This window comes from Nocardiopsis sp. NPDC058789 (genome assembly GCF_042745575.1).
GTDB lineage: Bacteria > Actinomycetota > Actinomycetes > Streptosporangiales > Streptosporangiaceae > Nocardiopsis > Nocardiopsis eucommiae.
In genome coordinates this window covers 190,167-205,478 of sequence record NZ_JBHYOW010000001.1, presented here as the reverse complement: position 1 = coordinate 205,478, position 15,312 = coordinate 190,167, and the positions used below count along the sequence as shown (strand labels likewise).

General features: G+C 71.7%; 12 protein-coding genes. 7 read left to right on the top strand and 5 right to left on the bottom strand.

What is annotated here, in order from left to right; all coding sequences use genetic code 11:
* Nucleotides 1-71 precede the first annotated feature (71 nt).
* From ACFW3L_RS00920 to ACFW3L_RS00905, 4 genes are all read right to left on the bottom strand, one after another.
* Nucleotides 72-932: an NAD-dependent protein deacetylase gene (locus ACFW3L_RS00920; protein ID WP_378734898.1), complete on the bottom strand. Its 861-nt coding sequence runs from the start codon at nt 930-932 to the stop codon at nt 72-74.
* A 78-nt stretch (nt 933-1,010) separates the two neighbouring features.
* Entirely contained in the window at nt 1,011-1,724 is a 714-nt protein-coding gene (locus ACFW3L_RS00915; protein ID WP_378734896.1) for a PIG-L deacetylase family protein, read from the bottom strand.
* Between the two features lie 268 nt (nt 1,725-1,992).
* Nucleotides 1,993-5,364 (bottom strand): pyruvate carboxylase, encoded by a 3,372-nt coding sequence (locus tag ACFW3L_RS00910; RefSeq protein ID WP_378734893.1) that lies wholly within the window; start codon nt 5,362-5,364, stop codon nt 1,993-1,995.
* A 176-nt stretch (nt 5,365-5,540) separates the two neighbouring features.
* Complete coding sequence (locus ACFW3L_RS00905) at nt 5,541-6,236, bottom strand: TetR/AcrR family transcriptional regulator (RefSeq protein WP_378734891.1); 696 nt, start codon at nt 6,234-6,236, stop codon at nt 5,541-5,543.
* Nucleotides 6,237-6,309: 73 nt separating this feature from the next.
* On the opposite strand from ACFW3L_RS00905, the gene ACFW3L_RS00900 reads away from it, so the two are divergent.
* From ACFW3L_RS00900 to ACFW3L_RS00880, 5 genes are all read left to right on the top strand, one after another.
* On the top strand, nt 6,310-7,497 hold the full coding sequence (locus ACFW3L_RS00900; protein ID WP_378734889.1) for an alpha/beta hydrolase: 1,188 nt from the start codon (nt 6,310-6,312) through the stop codon (nt 7,495-7,497).
* A gap of 637 nt (nt 7,498-8,134) precedes the next feature.
* Nucleotides 8,135-8,791, top strand: a complete 657-nt coding sequence (locus tag ACFW3L_RS00895) for an ABC transporter ATP-binding protein (protein ID WP_378734887.1) — start codon at nt 8,135-8,137, stop codon at nt 8,789-8,791.
* Nucleotides 8,792-11,737: an ABC transporter permease gene (locus ACFW3L_RS00890; RefSeq protein WP_378734885.1), complete on the top strand. Its 2,946-nt coding sequence runs from the start codon at nt 8,792-8,794 to the stop codon at nt 11,735-11,737.
* Nucleotides 11,724-13,025, top strand: coding sequence for an MFS transporter (locus tag ACFW3L_RS00885; RefSeq protein ID WP_378734883.1), 1,302 nt, complete (start codon nt 11,724-11,726; stop codon nt 13,023-13,025). The genes ACFW3L_RS00890 and ACFW3L_RS00885 overlap by 14 nt, the downstream gene beginning before the upstream one ends.
* A complete protein-coding gene (locus ACFW3L_RS00880; RefSeq protein ID WP_378734881.1) occupies nt 13,022-14,065 on the top strand; it encodes a 3-oxoacyl-ACP synthase III family protein in 1,044 nt (347 codons plus the stop codon). Before ACFW3L_RS00885 ends, ACFW3L_RS00880 begins: the two co-directional genes overlap by 4 nt.
* Here ACFW3L_RS00880 and ACFW3L_RS00875 read toward each other — a convergent pair.
* Nucleotides 14,044-14,226: an acyl carrier protein gene (locus ACFW3L_RS00875; protein ID WP_378734879.1), complete on the bottom strand. Its 183-nt coding sequence runs from the start codon at nt 14,224-14,226 to the stop codon at nt 14,044-14,046. The two genes, ACFW3L_RS00880 and ACFW3L_RS00875, sit on opposite strands and share 22 nt — an antisense overlap.
* A 166-nt stretch (nt 14,227-14,392) precedes the next feature.
* On the opposite strand from ACFW3L_RS00875, the gene ACFW3L_RS00870 reads away from it, so the two are divergent.
* Together ACFW3L_RS00870 and ACFW3L_RS00865 are read left to right on the top strand one after the other, a co-directional pair.
* Nucleotides 14,393-14,662: an acyl carrier protein gene (locus ACFW3L_RS00870; RefSeq protein WP_378734877.1), complete on the top strand. Its 270-nt coding sequence runs from the start codon at nt 14,393-14,395 to the stop codon at nt 14,660-14,662.
* On the top strand, nt 14,659-15,312 hold the full coding sequence (locus tag ACFW3L_RS00865; protein WP_378734874.1) for a GNAT family N-acetyltransferase: 654 nt from the start codon (nt 14,659-14,661) through the stop codon (nt 15,310-15,312). Before ACFW3L_RS00870 ends, ACFW3L_RS00865 begins: the two co-directional genes overlap by 4 nt.

The window sequence follows — 15,312 nt, the reverse complement described above, 5'->3', positions numbered from 1 at the left end:
CGTCGGGACGCCCTCGGGTGTACTGTACCGTCCGGTTGGTACACAACGGCGGGACGTCGGGTGCGGTGGCGTCAGGGAGATCCGCGACGCGCGGTGTGTCCGTCCGCCAGCGCGCGCAGGACCTCCGAGCAGCCCGACCCCACGGTCAGGGTGGCGGCGTCGTCGGCGCGCGTGGGCCCCCGGTTGAGGATGACCACCGGGTGGTCCTGCCCCACGGCGCGCTTCACGAACCGGCGACCGGAGAAGACCGTGAGCGACGAGCCCACGACCAGGAGTCCGGCGGCTCCGTCGACCATCGCGTAGGCCTCCTCCACCCGTGGCCGGGGCACGTTCTCACCGAAGTACACGATGTCCGGCTTGAGGACGCCGCCGCAGTCGGAGCAGTCGGCGACCCGGAAGTGCGCGGTGGAGGCCAGCACCGCGTCGGCGTCCGGGGCCACCTCGACGTCGGCCACCTCCTCCGCGAAGCCCGGGTTGAGGTCGGTGAGCCGCACGGCCAGCTCGGCGCGGCCGGTCACGGCCCGGCAGCCCAGACAGACCACACGGTCGTAGCGGCCGTGCAGGTCGATGACGTTCCGGCTGCCCGCCGCGTCGTGCAGGGTGTCCACGTTCTGGGTGATCACCCCGGACACGAGCCCGGCGCGTTCGAGCTCGGCCAGGGCACGGTGGCCGTCGTTGGGGGCGGTGGCCGCCACGTGACGCCAGCCCACGTGGTTACGCGCCCAGTAGTGGCGCCGGAAGGCCGCGTCCCCGACGAACTCCTGGTAGGTCATGGGCCTGCGCGGCGGTGAGTCCGGGCCCCGGTAGTCGGGGATGCCCGAGTCCGTCGAGATCCCCGCGCCGGTCAGCACGACCACCGGCCCCGCGCCGAGGACGTCGCGTACACGGTGGGCGGCCTCGGTCGCCCCGGTGGGGTGGAACGTGTTCGTCACCCTTCGAGGATAGGTCGTGCCTCGCCGACGTCTCGGTCGCCGGGGGCGGGGCCGGTGGGGCCGCCCCCCCCGGACGCGTCAGACGGTGCGCACGACCCGGAAGACCTCGGCCAGGCGCCCCTCGGGCAGCCCGGCCTCCGCGGCGTTGACGCCCATCCACTGGCGCAGCATGGGCTCCAGTTCGGCGATGTCACCGATCTGGCTCTCGTGCGCTGCCAGCGCCGCCACCTTGCGCTCGAAGACGTCGGTGATGTCCGAGTGGGTGTGTGGCGCCGGGCCGCCGACCACCCACACCTCGGGGACGGTCCACGGGGCCAGGGCCTCCTCGTGGAGGAGCTCGCGGTGCGCGTGCGGGTTGCGGGAGTCGGGGAAGACCGCGTCGAACGCGGCCGCGCCGGTGGCCCTGTGGTCGGGGTGGCTGGCGGCGACGCTGTCCCAGTCACGTTCGGGGTTGGGGATGACCATGCGTTCGGGGCGGACCTGGCGGATCACCCGCGTGATGTCCCGGCGCAGGTCGAGGGTGGTCTCCACCCTCCCGTCGGGGTAGCCCAGGAAGCGCACGTCCTTGACCCCGACCTCGGCCGCGGCCCGGCGCTGCTCCTCGCGGCGCATGGCGGCGATCTCCGCGCTCTCCAGCGTGAGTTCGTCACCGCCCGCCTCACCGTCGGTGACCATCAGGTAGACCACCTCGGCTCCGGCCTCGGTCCACACCGCGACGGTCCCCGCACAGGAGAAGTCGGCGTCGTCGGGGTGGGCCATCACGACCAGGGCGCGTTCGGGTACGTCAGCCACGGGGTTCCTTTCGTCGCGGGACGCCCCGCGTGATCGAGTCGGTCTTCATCGTACGAAACCGCCACAGAGGACCACCCCGGGGCGCGGGCGGGTCAGGGCGTGCGCGCGACCGCGCCGTACCTGTCGGTCCCCGGCGGGCCGCCCACCTCCACCGGATCCGGGCGGCCCAACGGGCGGGGCCGACCCCGGCCCCCGGAAGCCCCCGCCACGCGGGAGTTCCCGTGTGCCGGACGGCGGGTGGCCGCCCTCGGGGCGGCCACCCGGAGTCTCACCGGAGGTGGACGATCAGGTCGCCGCCCTCCACGCGCTGGACGCCCTCGACGGCCACCCGCGCCACCACCCCGGCACGCGGGGTGGTGATGGAGGCCTCCATCTTCATGGCCTCGATGGTCGCGACGGTGTCCCCGGCGGCGACCTCGTCGCCCACGGCCACGGTCGGGGTGACGACCCCGGCGAAGGGAGCCGCGACCTGCGCGGGGTCGTCGCGGTCGGCCTTCTCCGCCTCGGGCGCGTCCGAGGCCAGGGAGCGGTCGCGCACGTGCAGCGGCCGCAGCTGGTCGTTGAGGGTGGTCATGACGGTGCGCATCCCGCGCTCGTCGGCCTCGCTCACCGCCTGGAGCCCGATGAGCAGGCGCACGCCCGGCTCCAGGTCCACCACGTGCTCCTCGCCCTCGCGCAGACCGTAGAAGAAGTCCCGGCTGTCCAGCACGCTGGTGTCGCCGTAGGCGGCCCGGTGCGCCTCGAACTCCTTCGTGGGCCCGGCGAACAGGAGCCGGTTCAACGTGGCTCGGGGCTCCTCGTCCAGCCCGGCGCGGTCGACCTCGCTGAGCGGGGTGGTGGGACGGGCCTCACCACGCCCGCGCAACGCCTTGGTGCGGAACGGCTCGGGCCACTCACCCGGGGGAACCCCCAGCTCACCCCGGAGGAAGCCCACCACCGAGTCGGGCACGTCGAACCGGTCCGGGTCCTCCTCGAACTCCTCGGGCGAGACCCCCGCGCCCACCAGGTGCAGAGCCAGGTCGCCGACCACCTTGGAGGAGGGGGTCACCTTGACCAGGCGGCCCAGCATGCGGTCGGCGGCGGCGTACACGGCCTCGATGTCCTCGAACCGGTCGCCCAACCCCAGCGCGACCGCCTGGGTGCGCAGGTTGGACAGCTGGCCGCCGGGGATCTCGTGGTGGTACACGCGGCCGGTCGGTGAGGTCAGGGCCGCCTCGAACGGCGCGTAGACCCTGCGCACCGCCTCCCAGTACGGCTCCAGTTCGTTCACCGCGTCCAGGGAGAGGCCGGTGGGGGTGTCCGAGTGGTCGAAGGCGGCCACGATCGCGGACAGGGAGGGCTGCGAGGTGGTGCCCGACATGGACGCGACCGCGCCGTCCACCGCGTCCGCGCCCGCGTTCACCGCCGCCAGGTACGTGGCGAGCTGGCCCCCCGCCGTGTCGTGGGTGTGCACGTGGACCGGCAGGTCGAACTCGCGGCGCAGCGCGCTCACCAGCCGGGAGGCGGCCGGTGCGCGCAGCAGTCCGGCCATGTCCTTGACCGCTAGCACGTGCGCGCCGGACTCCACGATCCGCTCGGCCAGCCTCAGGTAGTAGTCCAGCGTGTACAGCTTCTCGGCCGGGTCGGAGAGGTCGGCGGTGTAGCAGAGCGCGACCTCCGCGAGCCCGGTGCCGGTCTCGCGGACCGCGTCGATGGCCGGGCGCATCTGCTCGACGTCGTTCAGGGCGTCGAAGATCCGGAAGACGTCCACGCCGGTGGCGGCGGCCTCCCGCACGAAGGCGTTCGTGACCTCGGTGGGGTACGGGGTGTACCCGACGGTGTTGCGGCCGCGCAGGAGCATCTGGAGGGCCACGTTGGGCACGGCCTCACGCAGCGCCGCCAGCCGTTCCCACGGGTCCTCGGCCAGGAAGCGCAGGGCCACGTCGTAGGTGGCCCCGCCCCAGCACTCCAGGGACAGGAGCTCGGGGAGGGTGTGCGCGACGGCGGGCGCGGCCGCCAGGAGGTCCTGGGTGCGCACCCGCGTGGCGAGCAGCGACTGGTGGGCGTCGCGGAAGGTGGTGTCGGTGACGCCCAGCGTCGCTGACTCGCGCATCCAGCGGGCGAACCCCTCCGGGCCGAGGTCGAGCAGGCGCTGCCGGGACCCGGCGGGCGGGGCGCCCTCGGGGACGGCGGGAAGCTTGGACGCCGGGTCGATCAGGTGGGGGCGTTCGCCGTGCGGCTTGTTCACCGTGACGTCGGCCAGGTAGGTGAGCAGGCGGGTGCCCCGGTCGGCGGAGGGGCGCGCGGTCAGGAGCTGGGGGCGCTCCTCGATGAACGAGGTGGTGGCCCGGCCCTGTCGGAAGTCCTCGTCCTCCAGCACGGCCTGGAGGAAGGGGATGTTGGTGGAGATGCCCCGGATCCGGAACTCGGCCACCGCGCGCTGGGCGCGGCTCACCGCCGTGGCGAAGTCGCGGCCCCGGCAGGTGAGCTTGACCAGGAGCGAGTCGAAGTACGCGCTGACCTCCGACCCCGCCGCCGCGGTCCCGCCGTCCAGACGGATGCCCGAGCCGCCGGGGGACCGGTAGGCGCTGATGGTCCCGGTGTCCGGCCGGAACCCGTTGGCGGGGTCCTCGGTGGTGATGCGGCACTGGAGCGCGGCGCCGTGCAGGACGATCGCGTCCTGGGACAGGCCCAGCTCCGCGAGGGTCTCACCGGAGGCGATCCGGATCTGGGACTGCACGAGGTCCACGTCGGTGACCTCCTCGGTCACCGTGTGCTCGACCTGGATGCGCGGGTTGAGCTCGATGAACACGTGTCGGCCGTCCCGGCCCACCAGGAACTCGACCGTGCCCGCGTTGCGGTAGCCCAGTTCCCGCGCGAGCAGCACCGCGTCCCGGCACATGCGCTCGCGCAGTTCCGGGTCGAGGTTGGGGGCGGGAGCCAGCTCGACGACCTTCTGGTGGCGGCGCTGGACCGAGCAGTCGCGTTCGTAGAGGTGGATCACGTCCTCGCCGTCGGAGAGGATCTGCACCTCGATGTGGCGCGGGTCCACCACGGCGCGCTCCAGGAACACCGTGGGGTCGCCGAAGGCGGTCTCGGCCTCGCGCATGGCCGCCTCGATGGACTCACGCAGGGCGCCGGGAGCGTCCACCCGGCGCATGCCCCGGCCGCCGCCACCGGCCACGGCCTTGACGAAGACCGGGAAGCCGATCTCCTCGGCGGCGGTGACCAGGCCGTCGACGTCGGTGGAGGGCGCGGTGGAGTCCAGGACGGGGATGCCGGCCCGCCTGGCGGCGGCGATGGCGGTCGCCTTGTTCCCGGTCAGTTCCAGGACCTCGGCGGGCGGACCGACGAAGGTGATGCCCGCCTCGGCGCAGGCCCGGGCCAGGGCGGGGTTCTCGGACAGGAACCCGTAGCCGGGGTAGACGGCGTCGGCGCCCGCCTCCCTTGCCGCGCGGACGATCTCGTCCACGGACAGGTAGGCGCGGACGGGGTGCCCGGGCTCACCGATCTGGTAGGCCTCGTCGGCCTTGAGCCGGTGCAGTGAGTGGCGGTCCTCGTGGGGGAAGACCGCGACGGTGCGGGCCCCCAGTTCGTGCCCCGCGCGCAGGGCGCGGATGGCGATCTCACCTCGGTTGGCCACCAGTATCTTCTCGAACATGCCGGATGCCTCCTGGACTCCGTGACGCGGTACCGGCACGGGCCGGCGCCGTCGCCGGTGTTGCCGGTACTCCGGGTGCTGCCGGTGGCCGCGCAGGGCGCCACTCCAGGGAAGCGGTGCCCAGGCAGGGCCACGGGAACCCTAACGAGCGGCGCGGAGTGGGGCGCCGGTCGGGGTTACCCGTGGGTAGGTTCGTTCTGCGCTGGGGTGTTTCGTATGATCTGCGCATTTCGGGACCTTGGGTCCTCGTTCCTCCGGGGTCCCTCCGGTGTCGGCTGGCCCAGCAGCTCGACGGTGGCCTCGACCGCCGCGCGGTGTCCGTCCAGGGAGGCGGCCTCGGGCAGTCGCGCGCAGCCGATCCAGAGTCCGTCGATGATCACCAGGAGCATCTCGGTGGCGGCTTCGAGGTCCGTGCCGGGCGCGAGGGCGCCCTGGCTCCGCGCGTACTCAAGGAGCCGCAGGAAGCTCGCGCGGGTCTCCTCGGTCAGGGCCTCGAGGGTGTCCGCGAACACCGGGTCCACGGCGGCGCGGGCGTAGTAGGCCGACCAGATGCGGGCCTGGGCCAGCTTCCGTCCGTCGGTGGGCAGCAGCTCCAGCAGCACCTGACGCAGGGCCGCCGAGAAGTCCAGCCCTCCCGGCCCGATCCGTAATCGCCCGAAGCGTTCGGTGACCTCGTCCACGGTCGCTCGGAGGGCGAAGCGGAGCAGCCTGTCCTTGGAGTCGAACTCCCGCTGGACGGCGCCCGCCGAGAGGCCCGCCTCCGCGGCGACGGTCCGGACGCTGACGCCCTCCAGGCCCTCGCGCGCGGCTATCCGGTGTAGGGCCTCGGCGATCTCGCGTCGCCGGCCCTCCCTGTCCACGTTCTTCGGCACGGACGCATTCTGGCACAGGGCGCGCAGGAATGATACGCTCGTATCGATACGTACGTATTAAGGTTGTGCGCGCTTGCTCGAAGATGCCCCCGCCCGCTCGCGGCTCCTCCTCGCCGGCTCGGCCCTGCTGTGCCTGACCACCCTGGCCGGGGTCGGTCTCGTCCTCCTGCCGCCCGTGTCCCTGGCGATGTGGCAGGCCGCGCTGGTCGCGCTGGAGTTCTCCGCCGTGTTCGCCCTGGTCTCCCTGTGCGGCGTGGTGCTGGCACTGTGGGCCAGGCGTTCCCGGGGCGGCCGCGGCGCGCTCCTGCTGGCGCTGGTGAACGTGCTCCTACTGGTCCTGGCACTGGTTCCCTCGGTGTCCGTCTGGCGGACGGCCCGCGCCGAGGGCGTGCGGCTGGACCCGTTCCAGTACGCGGCCGGGTTCGCCACGACGGCCGACCGCGAACCGGTCACGCTGGAGTACGCCAGCCCCGGGGGAGACCCGCTGGAGCTCGACGTGTGGCGACCCGAGGGCGGGGTCCCCGAGGACGCCCGGCTCCCGGTGGTGGTCAACGTGCACGGAGGCGCGGAGGACCTGCCGCAGAGCCTGCTGCCCCGCTGGGACACCTGGCTCGCGGACAGCGGGGGCGAGCGGGTGGTGTTCGACGTGGACTACCGGTACTTCCCGGACGGCGACTGGTCGGCCTCGCTGGCCGACGTGCGCTGCGCCCTGGGCTGGGTGCACGAGAACGCCGCCGACTACGGCGGCGACCCCGCGCGGATCGCGCTCAACGGCCAGTCGGCGGGCGGGCTCCTGGTCCTGCTGGCCGCGCACGCGGACGGCCCCGAACCCAGTTGTGACACCGAGGTTCCGGAGGTGGACGCGGTCGTGGCGTGGTACTCGGCCACCGACGGCACCGACGAGGCCCCGCCGGTCCCCTGGCGGCAGCGGCGGTCCCCGGTGGGGGACGACCTGCTGGAGTCGAGTGAGCGCATGGTCGGCGGCCCACCGGAGGAGTATCCGGAGGAGTACGAGGCGATGTCGCCCCTTCTCCAGGTGGACGAGGACGGTCCCCCGACTCTGCTGATCACGGCGGGCCACGACTTCTTTCTCGGCACCGAGGACAACGACCGCATGGCCGACCGCCTCGCGTCGGTCGGAGTTCCCCACCACCACGTGGAACTGCCGTGGACCGAGCACATGTTCGACCTGAACTGGGGTGGATTCTCCAGTCAGGTCGCGCGGCAGAGTATTGACGACTTCCTCGGCGACCATTTGTAGGTCCCGTATTCCCAGGGCCGACGGACCCGGTGCGTGATATCCGCATCACGGTGAGTCGGCCTTCTTTCGCGTTTTCTGCGGTTCCCGATTCGACACATGGTCCGGGATTCAACTTAAAGGAGTCCTAAGAGTCGGTATCAGGATCGTGTCCTCATTGTTCTGGTCCCCTGATTTCACCCTCCGGGAGTGCCTCCAGAAGAGGCTTGGCGTGCAGAAGCGCCTACTGGCAGTGATTCCCGGCGTCCCGGCGGGTTCCGTGCGCAGCGGGGAAAACGTCTGGGGCGGAACCCCATTTCCGCCGGTGAAGCGCGCCCAACCTGCCCGTGGGTCGGCTTGCGGCAAAGGTGAAACCATTGTTCTGGCCGGTACCCGGTCCCTTTCCGGGGGTGGTCGATCGGGTCGGATCATTTCGGTTCGGAAATCCTTGGGGAGTGTTGACAAGGTGCATTGCCTCTGCTTCGATTTGGCTCGCAAGTCTTGATCAACTGTGAAACTGATCGAGTGGGCGGTCCAGGCGCGTGGGACACCACTGGTCGGTGGTGGACTCGTGACATCAGTAAGGGAACTCGTGACCAACCCAGTCGTGCGCTTGAAAGACATAACAAAGACATACGGTGACGGCCGGATTGCGGTTCCGGTGCTGCGCGGTGTTTCCCTGGACGTCGCTGAGGGCGAATGGGTCTCGGTGATGGGGCCCTCCGGGTGCGGCAAGTCGACCCTGCTGAACTGCGCCTCCGGCCTGGACCGGATCGACGGGGGCAGCGTGCTCGTCGAGGGTGAGGACATCCACTCCATGTCCGAGCGCAGGCGCACGGCGTGGCGCGCCCGCCGGACCGGCTTCGTCTTCCAGGGCTACAACCTCATCCCCGTCCTCTCAGCCGTGGAGAACGTGGAGATGCCCCTCCTCCTGGGCGGGGTCCGGCCGAGGGAGGCCCGCCGCAAGGCGGTCTCGGCGCTCACCCGCGTGGGGTTGGGTGAACGCGCCGACCACGTCCCCGCCCAACTGAGCGGCGGCCAACAGCAGCGGGTCGCGATCGCCCGCGGCATCGTGCACGCCCCCGCCATCGTCTGGGCGGACGAGCCCACCGGGGCCCTGGACTCCGCCTCCACCGAGGAGGTGCTGACGCTGCTCCGGGAGCTCCACGCCGACGGCCTCACCCTGATCATGGTCACGCACGACCCCGACGTGGCCGCCTACGGCGACCGCGAGGTCCACATGCTCGACGGCCTCGTGGACCGGGTCGAGGACCACACCACGCGGACCGCCGACGCCGCCGCCGGGGGCGACCAGTAGATGAACGACGCAATCACGCTGGCCGTCGCGGTCGCGTCCCCCCTGGCGCTGATCGCACTGGTGGCGCTCTCGGCGCGGGGCCGACTGAGCGTCCGCATCGCGGCGCGCAACGTCGGGCGGCGCCCGGGGCAGACCCTCCTCGTGGCCATGGGCCTGTCTCTGGCCGCGCTGCTCTTCTCGGCCTCCTTCACGCTGGAGTCCACGCTCCACCAGGCGATGCGCGCGCAGCAGACCGCGGACCTCGGTGAGGTCGACGCGGTCGTGACGCCGGGCGGGGACGACGACCGCGACGAGGACGACCCCGACAACGACCCCGACGCCGGACCTCCCATGCTGGAGCGCGACGACGTCCGGTCCGTCGAGAGGGCCCTGGACGACCCCGACACCACCGTCTCCTCCCTGCTCACCCTGCGCCTCCCCGTGGCCCACGAGCGCGCCGACCGCGGCGACCCCGGGCTCACGGTGCTCGGCGTCGCCAACAACGACGCCGCGATCCGGCTCGTGGACGGCGACGGCACGGAGATCGCGCGCGGCGGCCTCGGCCAGAACGACGTCCTGTTGAGCCGGGAGGCCGCGCGGGAGCTGCGCGCCGACCGCGGCGACACGGTCGTCGTCGCCGGACGCCAGGCACGCGTCGTCGGCGTCTACGAGGCCGGTGCGCCCCTCGCCCCGCCCGAGTCCGCCCTCGTGCCGCTTTCCGCGCTCCAGCGCACCGCCGACCTGACCGGCCGGGTGAACACCGTCACCCTGTCCTACGGGCAGGAGGTCACCTGGGAGGCGGGCGAGGACCCGGTCCGCACCGACCTCTCCTCCCTGGTCAGGACCAACGGGTGGGAGGCCGAACCGCTCCGCGCCTCCGCGCACGAGAGCGCGGACCGTCTCACGACGGACCTGGCGACCCTGTTCCTCCTCTTCAGCCAGCTCTCCATGGTCGCGGGCGTGCTCCTCATCGTGCTCGTCGTCATGATGCTCGCGGGGGAGCGCCGCCAGGAGTTCGGCGTCCTGCGGGCGATGGGCATGAAACGCGGACGGCTGGGCCTCGTCCTGACCGTCGAGGGGCTGGGCTACGCGGTGCTGGCCTCGGCGGCCGGAACACTGGCCGGTTGGCTGGCGGGCGTGGCCGCCTCGCGGGTGCTGAGCGACCGCGTCGCCGACCCGGCCCTGCCCCCGCCCGCGCTGGAGTTCGGGTTCGACCCCGTGGCCATGGCGACCGCCTACCTCATCGGCGTCGGCGTCATCACGGTGGTGTTCACCTTCGCCGCCGCGCGCGCCTCCAAGGTGGACATCGTGTCCGCGCTGCGCGGGTCCGAGGCCCCGTCGCGGCGCCGCTGGTGGACCGTGCCCCTGCTCTCCCTGATCCTGCTGCTCGGGCTGGCCACGGCCGCTCTGGGCGTCCAGAACGGCACCGCGACCGAGACCCTGACCGGTCTGACGCTGGCGCTCGGGGGCCTGGGCGCGCTCCTGCCGAGGCTGCGGGTGCCCAGGCGCCCGGCCCACTCGCTGTGCGCCGCCGTGATCATCGCGCTCTGGTCCGTGCCGGGGGAGCTGTTCGGGGACACCGGTTCCGGGATCACGCTGTTCTTCCTCGCCGGGATGGCGCTGGTCGCCGCCGGGGTGTGGCTGTTCGTGGCCAACAGCGACCTCGTCCAGAGCTTCCTGCGCCGCGTCCTGGCGCCCCTGCCGTCGATGGCCTCCGTGGTGCCCATCTCGGTGGCCTACTCCGTGCGCAACCGTGCCCAGGCGGGGATGACGATCGCGATGCTGAGCATCGTGGTCCTCACCATCACCCTCAGCGGGTTCGTCACCGCCGCCGTCAACCAGGTCTACTCCGACCACCGTTCGGTGACCGGCGGGTTCGACGTGCGGGCCGAGTGGGTCGCCGGTCAGGGCGCGCCGCCCGAACTGGGCACCGTCCTGGCGGAGAGCCCGCGCGTGGACGCCGCGAAGGTGGAGCGCGTCGGCGGCTACCAGGAGGTCACGACCGAGGCCCGCCAGGTCGACGCGGACGCGGACGCGGAGGAGGTGCGGGTGTGGGGGGCCGACGACGACTACCTGCTCGGCAACCGCTACCCGGTCTTCCTGCGCGCGGACGGCCTGGACACCTCCGAGGAGGTCTGGGACGAGCTCCGGCGCACCCCGAACACCGCCGTGGTCTCCGCCGCCATGATCCCCAGCGACTCCGCCGCCTTCGTCGGCGGCGGGAGCGACCTCGAACTGGAGGGCGTCGACGTCCTGGACGACGGCCTGCCCGCGAACCTGAGGCTGGAGGTCACCGAACCGGACGGCGACACCACCACGACGCTCCGGGTCATCGGCGTCGTGGACCGCAGCGCCGAGTACCTGGGTGACGTCGTCACCTCGACCGAGGGGTTGAGCCGGGTCACCGGTGAGGACGCCGTACCCGGGAACTGGTTCGTCCGGGCACAGGACCGGGACGAGGTCGGCAAGCTGGAGGTCGCCCTCCAGAGGGCGCTGATGGACCACGGGGTCACCACCACCCCGATGCGCGAGGAGGTGGAGTTCCGGGCCTCGTCCAACGGCGTCGTGCAGTGGCTCCTCATGGCGTTCATGGGCTTCGGGCTCGTGGTCGGCTGCGCGGCCCTCGGAGTGGTCAGCATCCGGTCGATCTCCGAGCGCCGCAACCAGATCGGCGTCCTGCGCGCCATCGGCATGCAGATCTCCGGGGTCCGCAGGCTCTTCCTGATCGAGTCCCTGGTCATCACCGTGAGCGGGATCGCCCTCGGTGTCGGGCTCGGTTTCGCGGTCTCGCCCGGACTCGTCGACTCACTGCGTGTGGACCTGCCGGGGGTCGTCTACACGGTGCCCGTGTCCGTGCTGGTCGGGGTCGTCGGAGTCACCCTGGTGTTCTCCACGGTGGTCTCCGTCCTGACGTCGCGGAGGGCGGGCGAGGTACCCCCGGCGGAGGCGCTCCGTGGTCAGTCCTGAGAACGAACCGGCCCCGCTGCGCCGCAACCGGTCGTTCCGCATCCTGTGGACCGGTCAGTTCGCCGCGCAGCTCGGCCCGGGCATGGGAGCCGTCGCCTACCCCGTCATCCTCCTGGACCTGGGCGGGACACCGGCCCTGACGGGTTCGGTCACCTTCCTCCTGGGGGTCGCGGCGGTCTCCGCCCGGCTCCCCGGTGGAGCGGCGGCCGACCGGTTCGACCGGCGTACCCTCATGATCGCGGCGCAGGGCACCCGGGCCCTGGCCATGGTGGTCCTGTGCCTGGGGCTGCTCACCGGGTCGCCGTGGCTGCTGTGGCTGGTGGTGATCGTGGCGCTGGTGGACGTGGTCGGGCACGAGGCCTACCGCTTCGCCGAACGCGCCGCGCTGCCCCACATCGTCCGATCGACCGACCTGTCCGCCGCCGTCGGCCGGAACGAGGCCCGCAACCAGATCGCCTCCCTGATCGGTCCCGTGCTGGGAGGGTGGCTGATGGCTGTGTCGCGCACCCTCCCGTTCGGTGCCGCGGCGCTGGGCCACGCCTTCGCCGCGATCGGGCTGCTCTTCGTCAGGGAGCGGTTGCAGCACCCCCGGACCCCCGCCGCGCGCGGGGACGGGGCGCGGCTCCGCACCTGGACCGAGGCGTTCTCGTGGATCTGGGCCCGGCCCGAGCTGCGCGTGCTGCTCCTCAGCTGCGTCGCCCCGAACCTGGTGATCACCGGGGTCGTGCTCACCGTCGTCATGGTCGGCGCGGAGGCGGGAGTCAGCACCGGCCAGATCGGGACCGTGCTCGGCGTGGCCAGCCTCGGCGGGATCGGCGGCGCGCTGGGAGCCTCCGCCCTGCTGCGCCGCTTCTCCCCTCGGGGCCTGGTGCTGGCCACCCTGTGGTGGCTCCCGATCACCGTCGTGGCCACGATCCCCCTCGTCGACCACTGGGCCGTGGTGTTCCCCCTCGCGGCGGCCATGGCGGCCGCACCGCTGCTGTCCATCATCCTCGGCACCTACCAGCTCCTGAACACGCCCGACCGCCTCCAGGCCCGTGTGGGCAGCGCCTGCACGTTCGTCACGGGGGCCGCCGCGCCCCTCGGCCCCCTCGCCGCGGGATTCGGTCTCCAGTTCGCCGGAACGATGCCCCTGTTCCTGGGATTCACCGTGCTCATGTTGGTCGTCGCCGTGTGGGTCTCGTTCGACCCCAGTACACGGCGGCTGGGCTCGCTCCCCCCGTCCCCGGACCGCTCTCCGGGGAATCCCCCCGACCACGCACCCCCCAGTGCAAAGGAAGTGTCATGAGACCGCACCAGGATGTTCCCTCCACCTCCGGCAGCACGCTCTCCAACAGGTTTCCCGTGGGGATTCTGGGCGTGGGCTCCCACGTTCCCGACAACGTGGTCACCAACGAGGAACTCGCGCGGGGCCTCGACACGAGCGACGAGTGGATCGTCAAGCGGACGGGTATCCGGGAGCGCCGGTTCCTGCCGGAGGGCACGGGCACCACGGACATGTGCGTCGCGGCGGCCGAGGAGGCGCTGAGGGAGTCGGGGACCGACGCCGCCGACCTCGACTGCGTCATCGTCGCCACCTTCACGTTCGACCAGCTGCTCCCCTCCACGGCGCTGACGGTGTCCGAACGGATCGGCGCGCGCCGGGCGGTCGCGCTCGACCTGAACCAGGCGGCCTGCTCCGGTGGGCTGTACGGCATGTGGACGGCGCTGCACCTCTTCCAGGGCGGCCAGTTCCAGCGGGTGCTGGTGATCGGCGCCGAGGCGCTGTCCCGCATCACGGACCCCACCGACCGCACCACGCGGGTCTTCTTCGGTGACGCGGCGGGCGCCGCCGTGCTCGGCCCCGTCGAGGAGTCCAGCGGCGTGCTCTCCTGGAGCCTGGGCGGGACCCTCTCCCACGGCGTCGAGGTGCCCGCGGGGGGAACGCGCGAGCCGTTCGGCCCCGAGGTCGTGGGCACCGGCCGCCAGTACCTGAAGATGAACGGACCGGAGGTCTGGGAGCAGGTCATGACCCGCGTCCCGCCGAGCGTGGAGGAGACGCTGAAACTGGCCGGTCTGCGAGCGGACGAGATCGACCACTACGTCTTCCACCAGGCCAACCGGAACCTCGTGACCGGCCTGATGGACGCCCTGGGGCAACCCAGGGAGAAGGCCGCGACCACGATCGAGGAGTACGGCAACACGGGTGCGGCGACGATCTTCACCGTGCTCGACCGGCTCCGCAGGAGCGGCCGGCCCCGCGCCGGCGAGCACGTGCTCATCGCCGTCATCGGGGCCGGTTTCCTCTGGGGCAGCATGTGCCTCCGTCAGCAGGCCTCCGCCGCCTGAGACCGCACCAGGTCCAGCAGGTCCCCCACACTGCCGAGGTCCTCGAACCCCTCCTCCGGCACCTCCACCCCGCACCTCTCCCTGACCAGCAGGCGAATCTCGTACCCGGCGATCGAGTCCACCCCCACGTCCTGGAGGAGGTCGTCCCTTTCGAGATCCATTCCCACGGCGTCAACCGCCTCGCGAATGATCCCGAGAGTCACCGCGTCGTCCACTGAGTATTCCCCTGCCATTTTCCACCTCGTTCTTCCGGTTCGATGAATCCGTGTCGGCCAGGAATGAACATACAAGAGAATCCATCATCCCCACAGTGATTGGAATTGTCTGATGAGTGCCATCGAGTCCTACGAAAGCGAAGTCAAGAAGGTCTACGTCGAGCTGTTCGAGATCGACGTGGAACCGGAGTCGATCGGCAGCGAGGAGGAGTTGTTCGGCCCGCAGTGCGACTACGGGATCGACTCCATGGACGTCCTGAGGTTCCTCGCCGACCTGCGCCAGCGCTACGACCTCGACGTCTCCGAGATCGCGACCGAGACCTTCCGTACGCCCGCGTCCATCGCCGTCTTCCTCTCCGAGCGCGGGGGGACGGCCGAGTGAGGGGCGCCCTGGTCACGGTCTCCGCGATCGAGGAGGACGAGTACCCCCTGGTCGCGCAGTGGTTCCGGCGCGGCATGGTCGGGGCGCTCAGCACCGGCGGCTCCGCCCGCTTCACGAGCACCTCGGACATCCGCGCGGCCGTCACGGGCGGACCGGAGCGGTACGCGATGGTCCGCACGCACGACGGCGTCCCGGTCGGGCTGGTGCAGTGGCGCCAGCGCAAGTACCCCGGCAGCTACACCGTCGGCGGTGTCATCGGGGACAGCGAACTCTGGGACTCGGGCTGCGGGGGAGAGGCGTCGTGGCTGCTGGTCCACGAGCTCTTCCACGCCCAGAACGCGCACCGGGTCGAGTTCGTCACCGCCGCTTTCAACGTCCGCGTCGTACGAATGCTGATCAAGTCCGGAATGGTCATCGAAGGGGTCCTGCGCGACTACTTCTTCCTCGACGGTGCCTATCACGACGCGATCGTCACGTCGTACCTCCGCGAGGAGTACTACAGCGCGGACGAGAGCGGAATGACCGGGGACGCCTTCTTCGGGGACACCGTTCCCGCCTCGGACAAGGCCGCGGCCCGCGCACTCCTGCGCGAACACATGCGTGAGCAGTGGCCACAGGACATTCGCAGAGCCTACGCAGAGGAGTCGTGA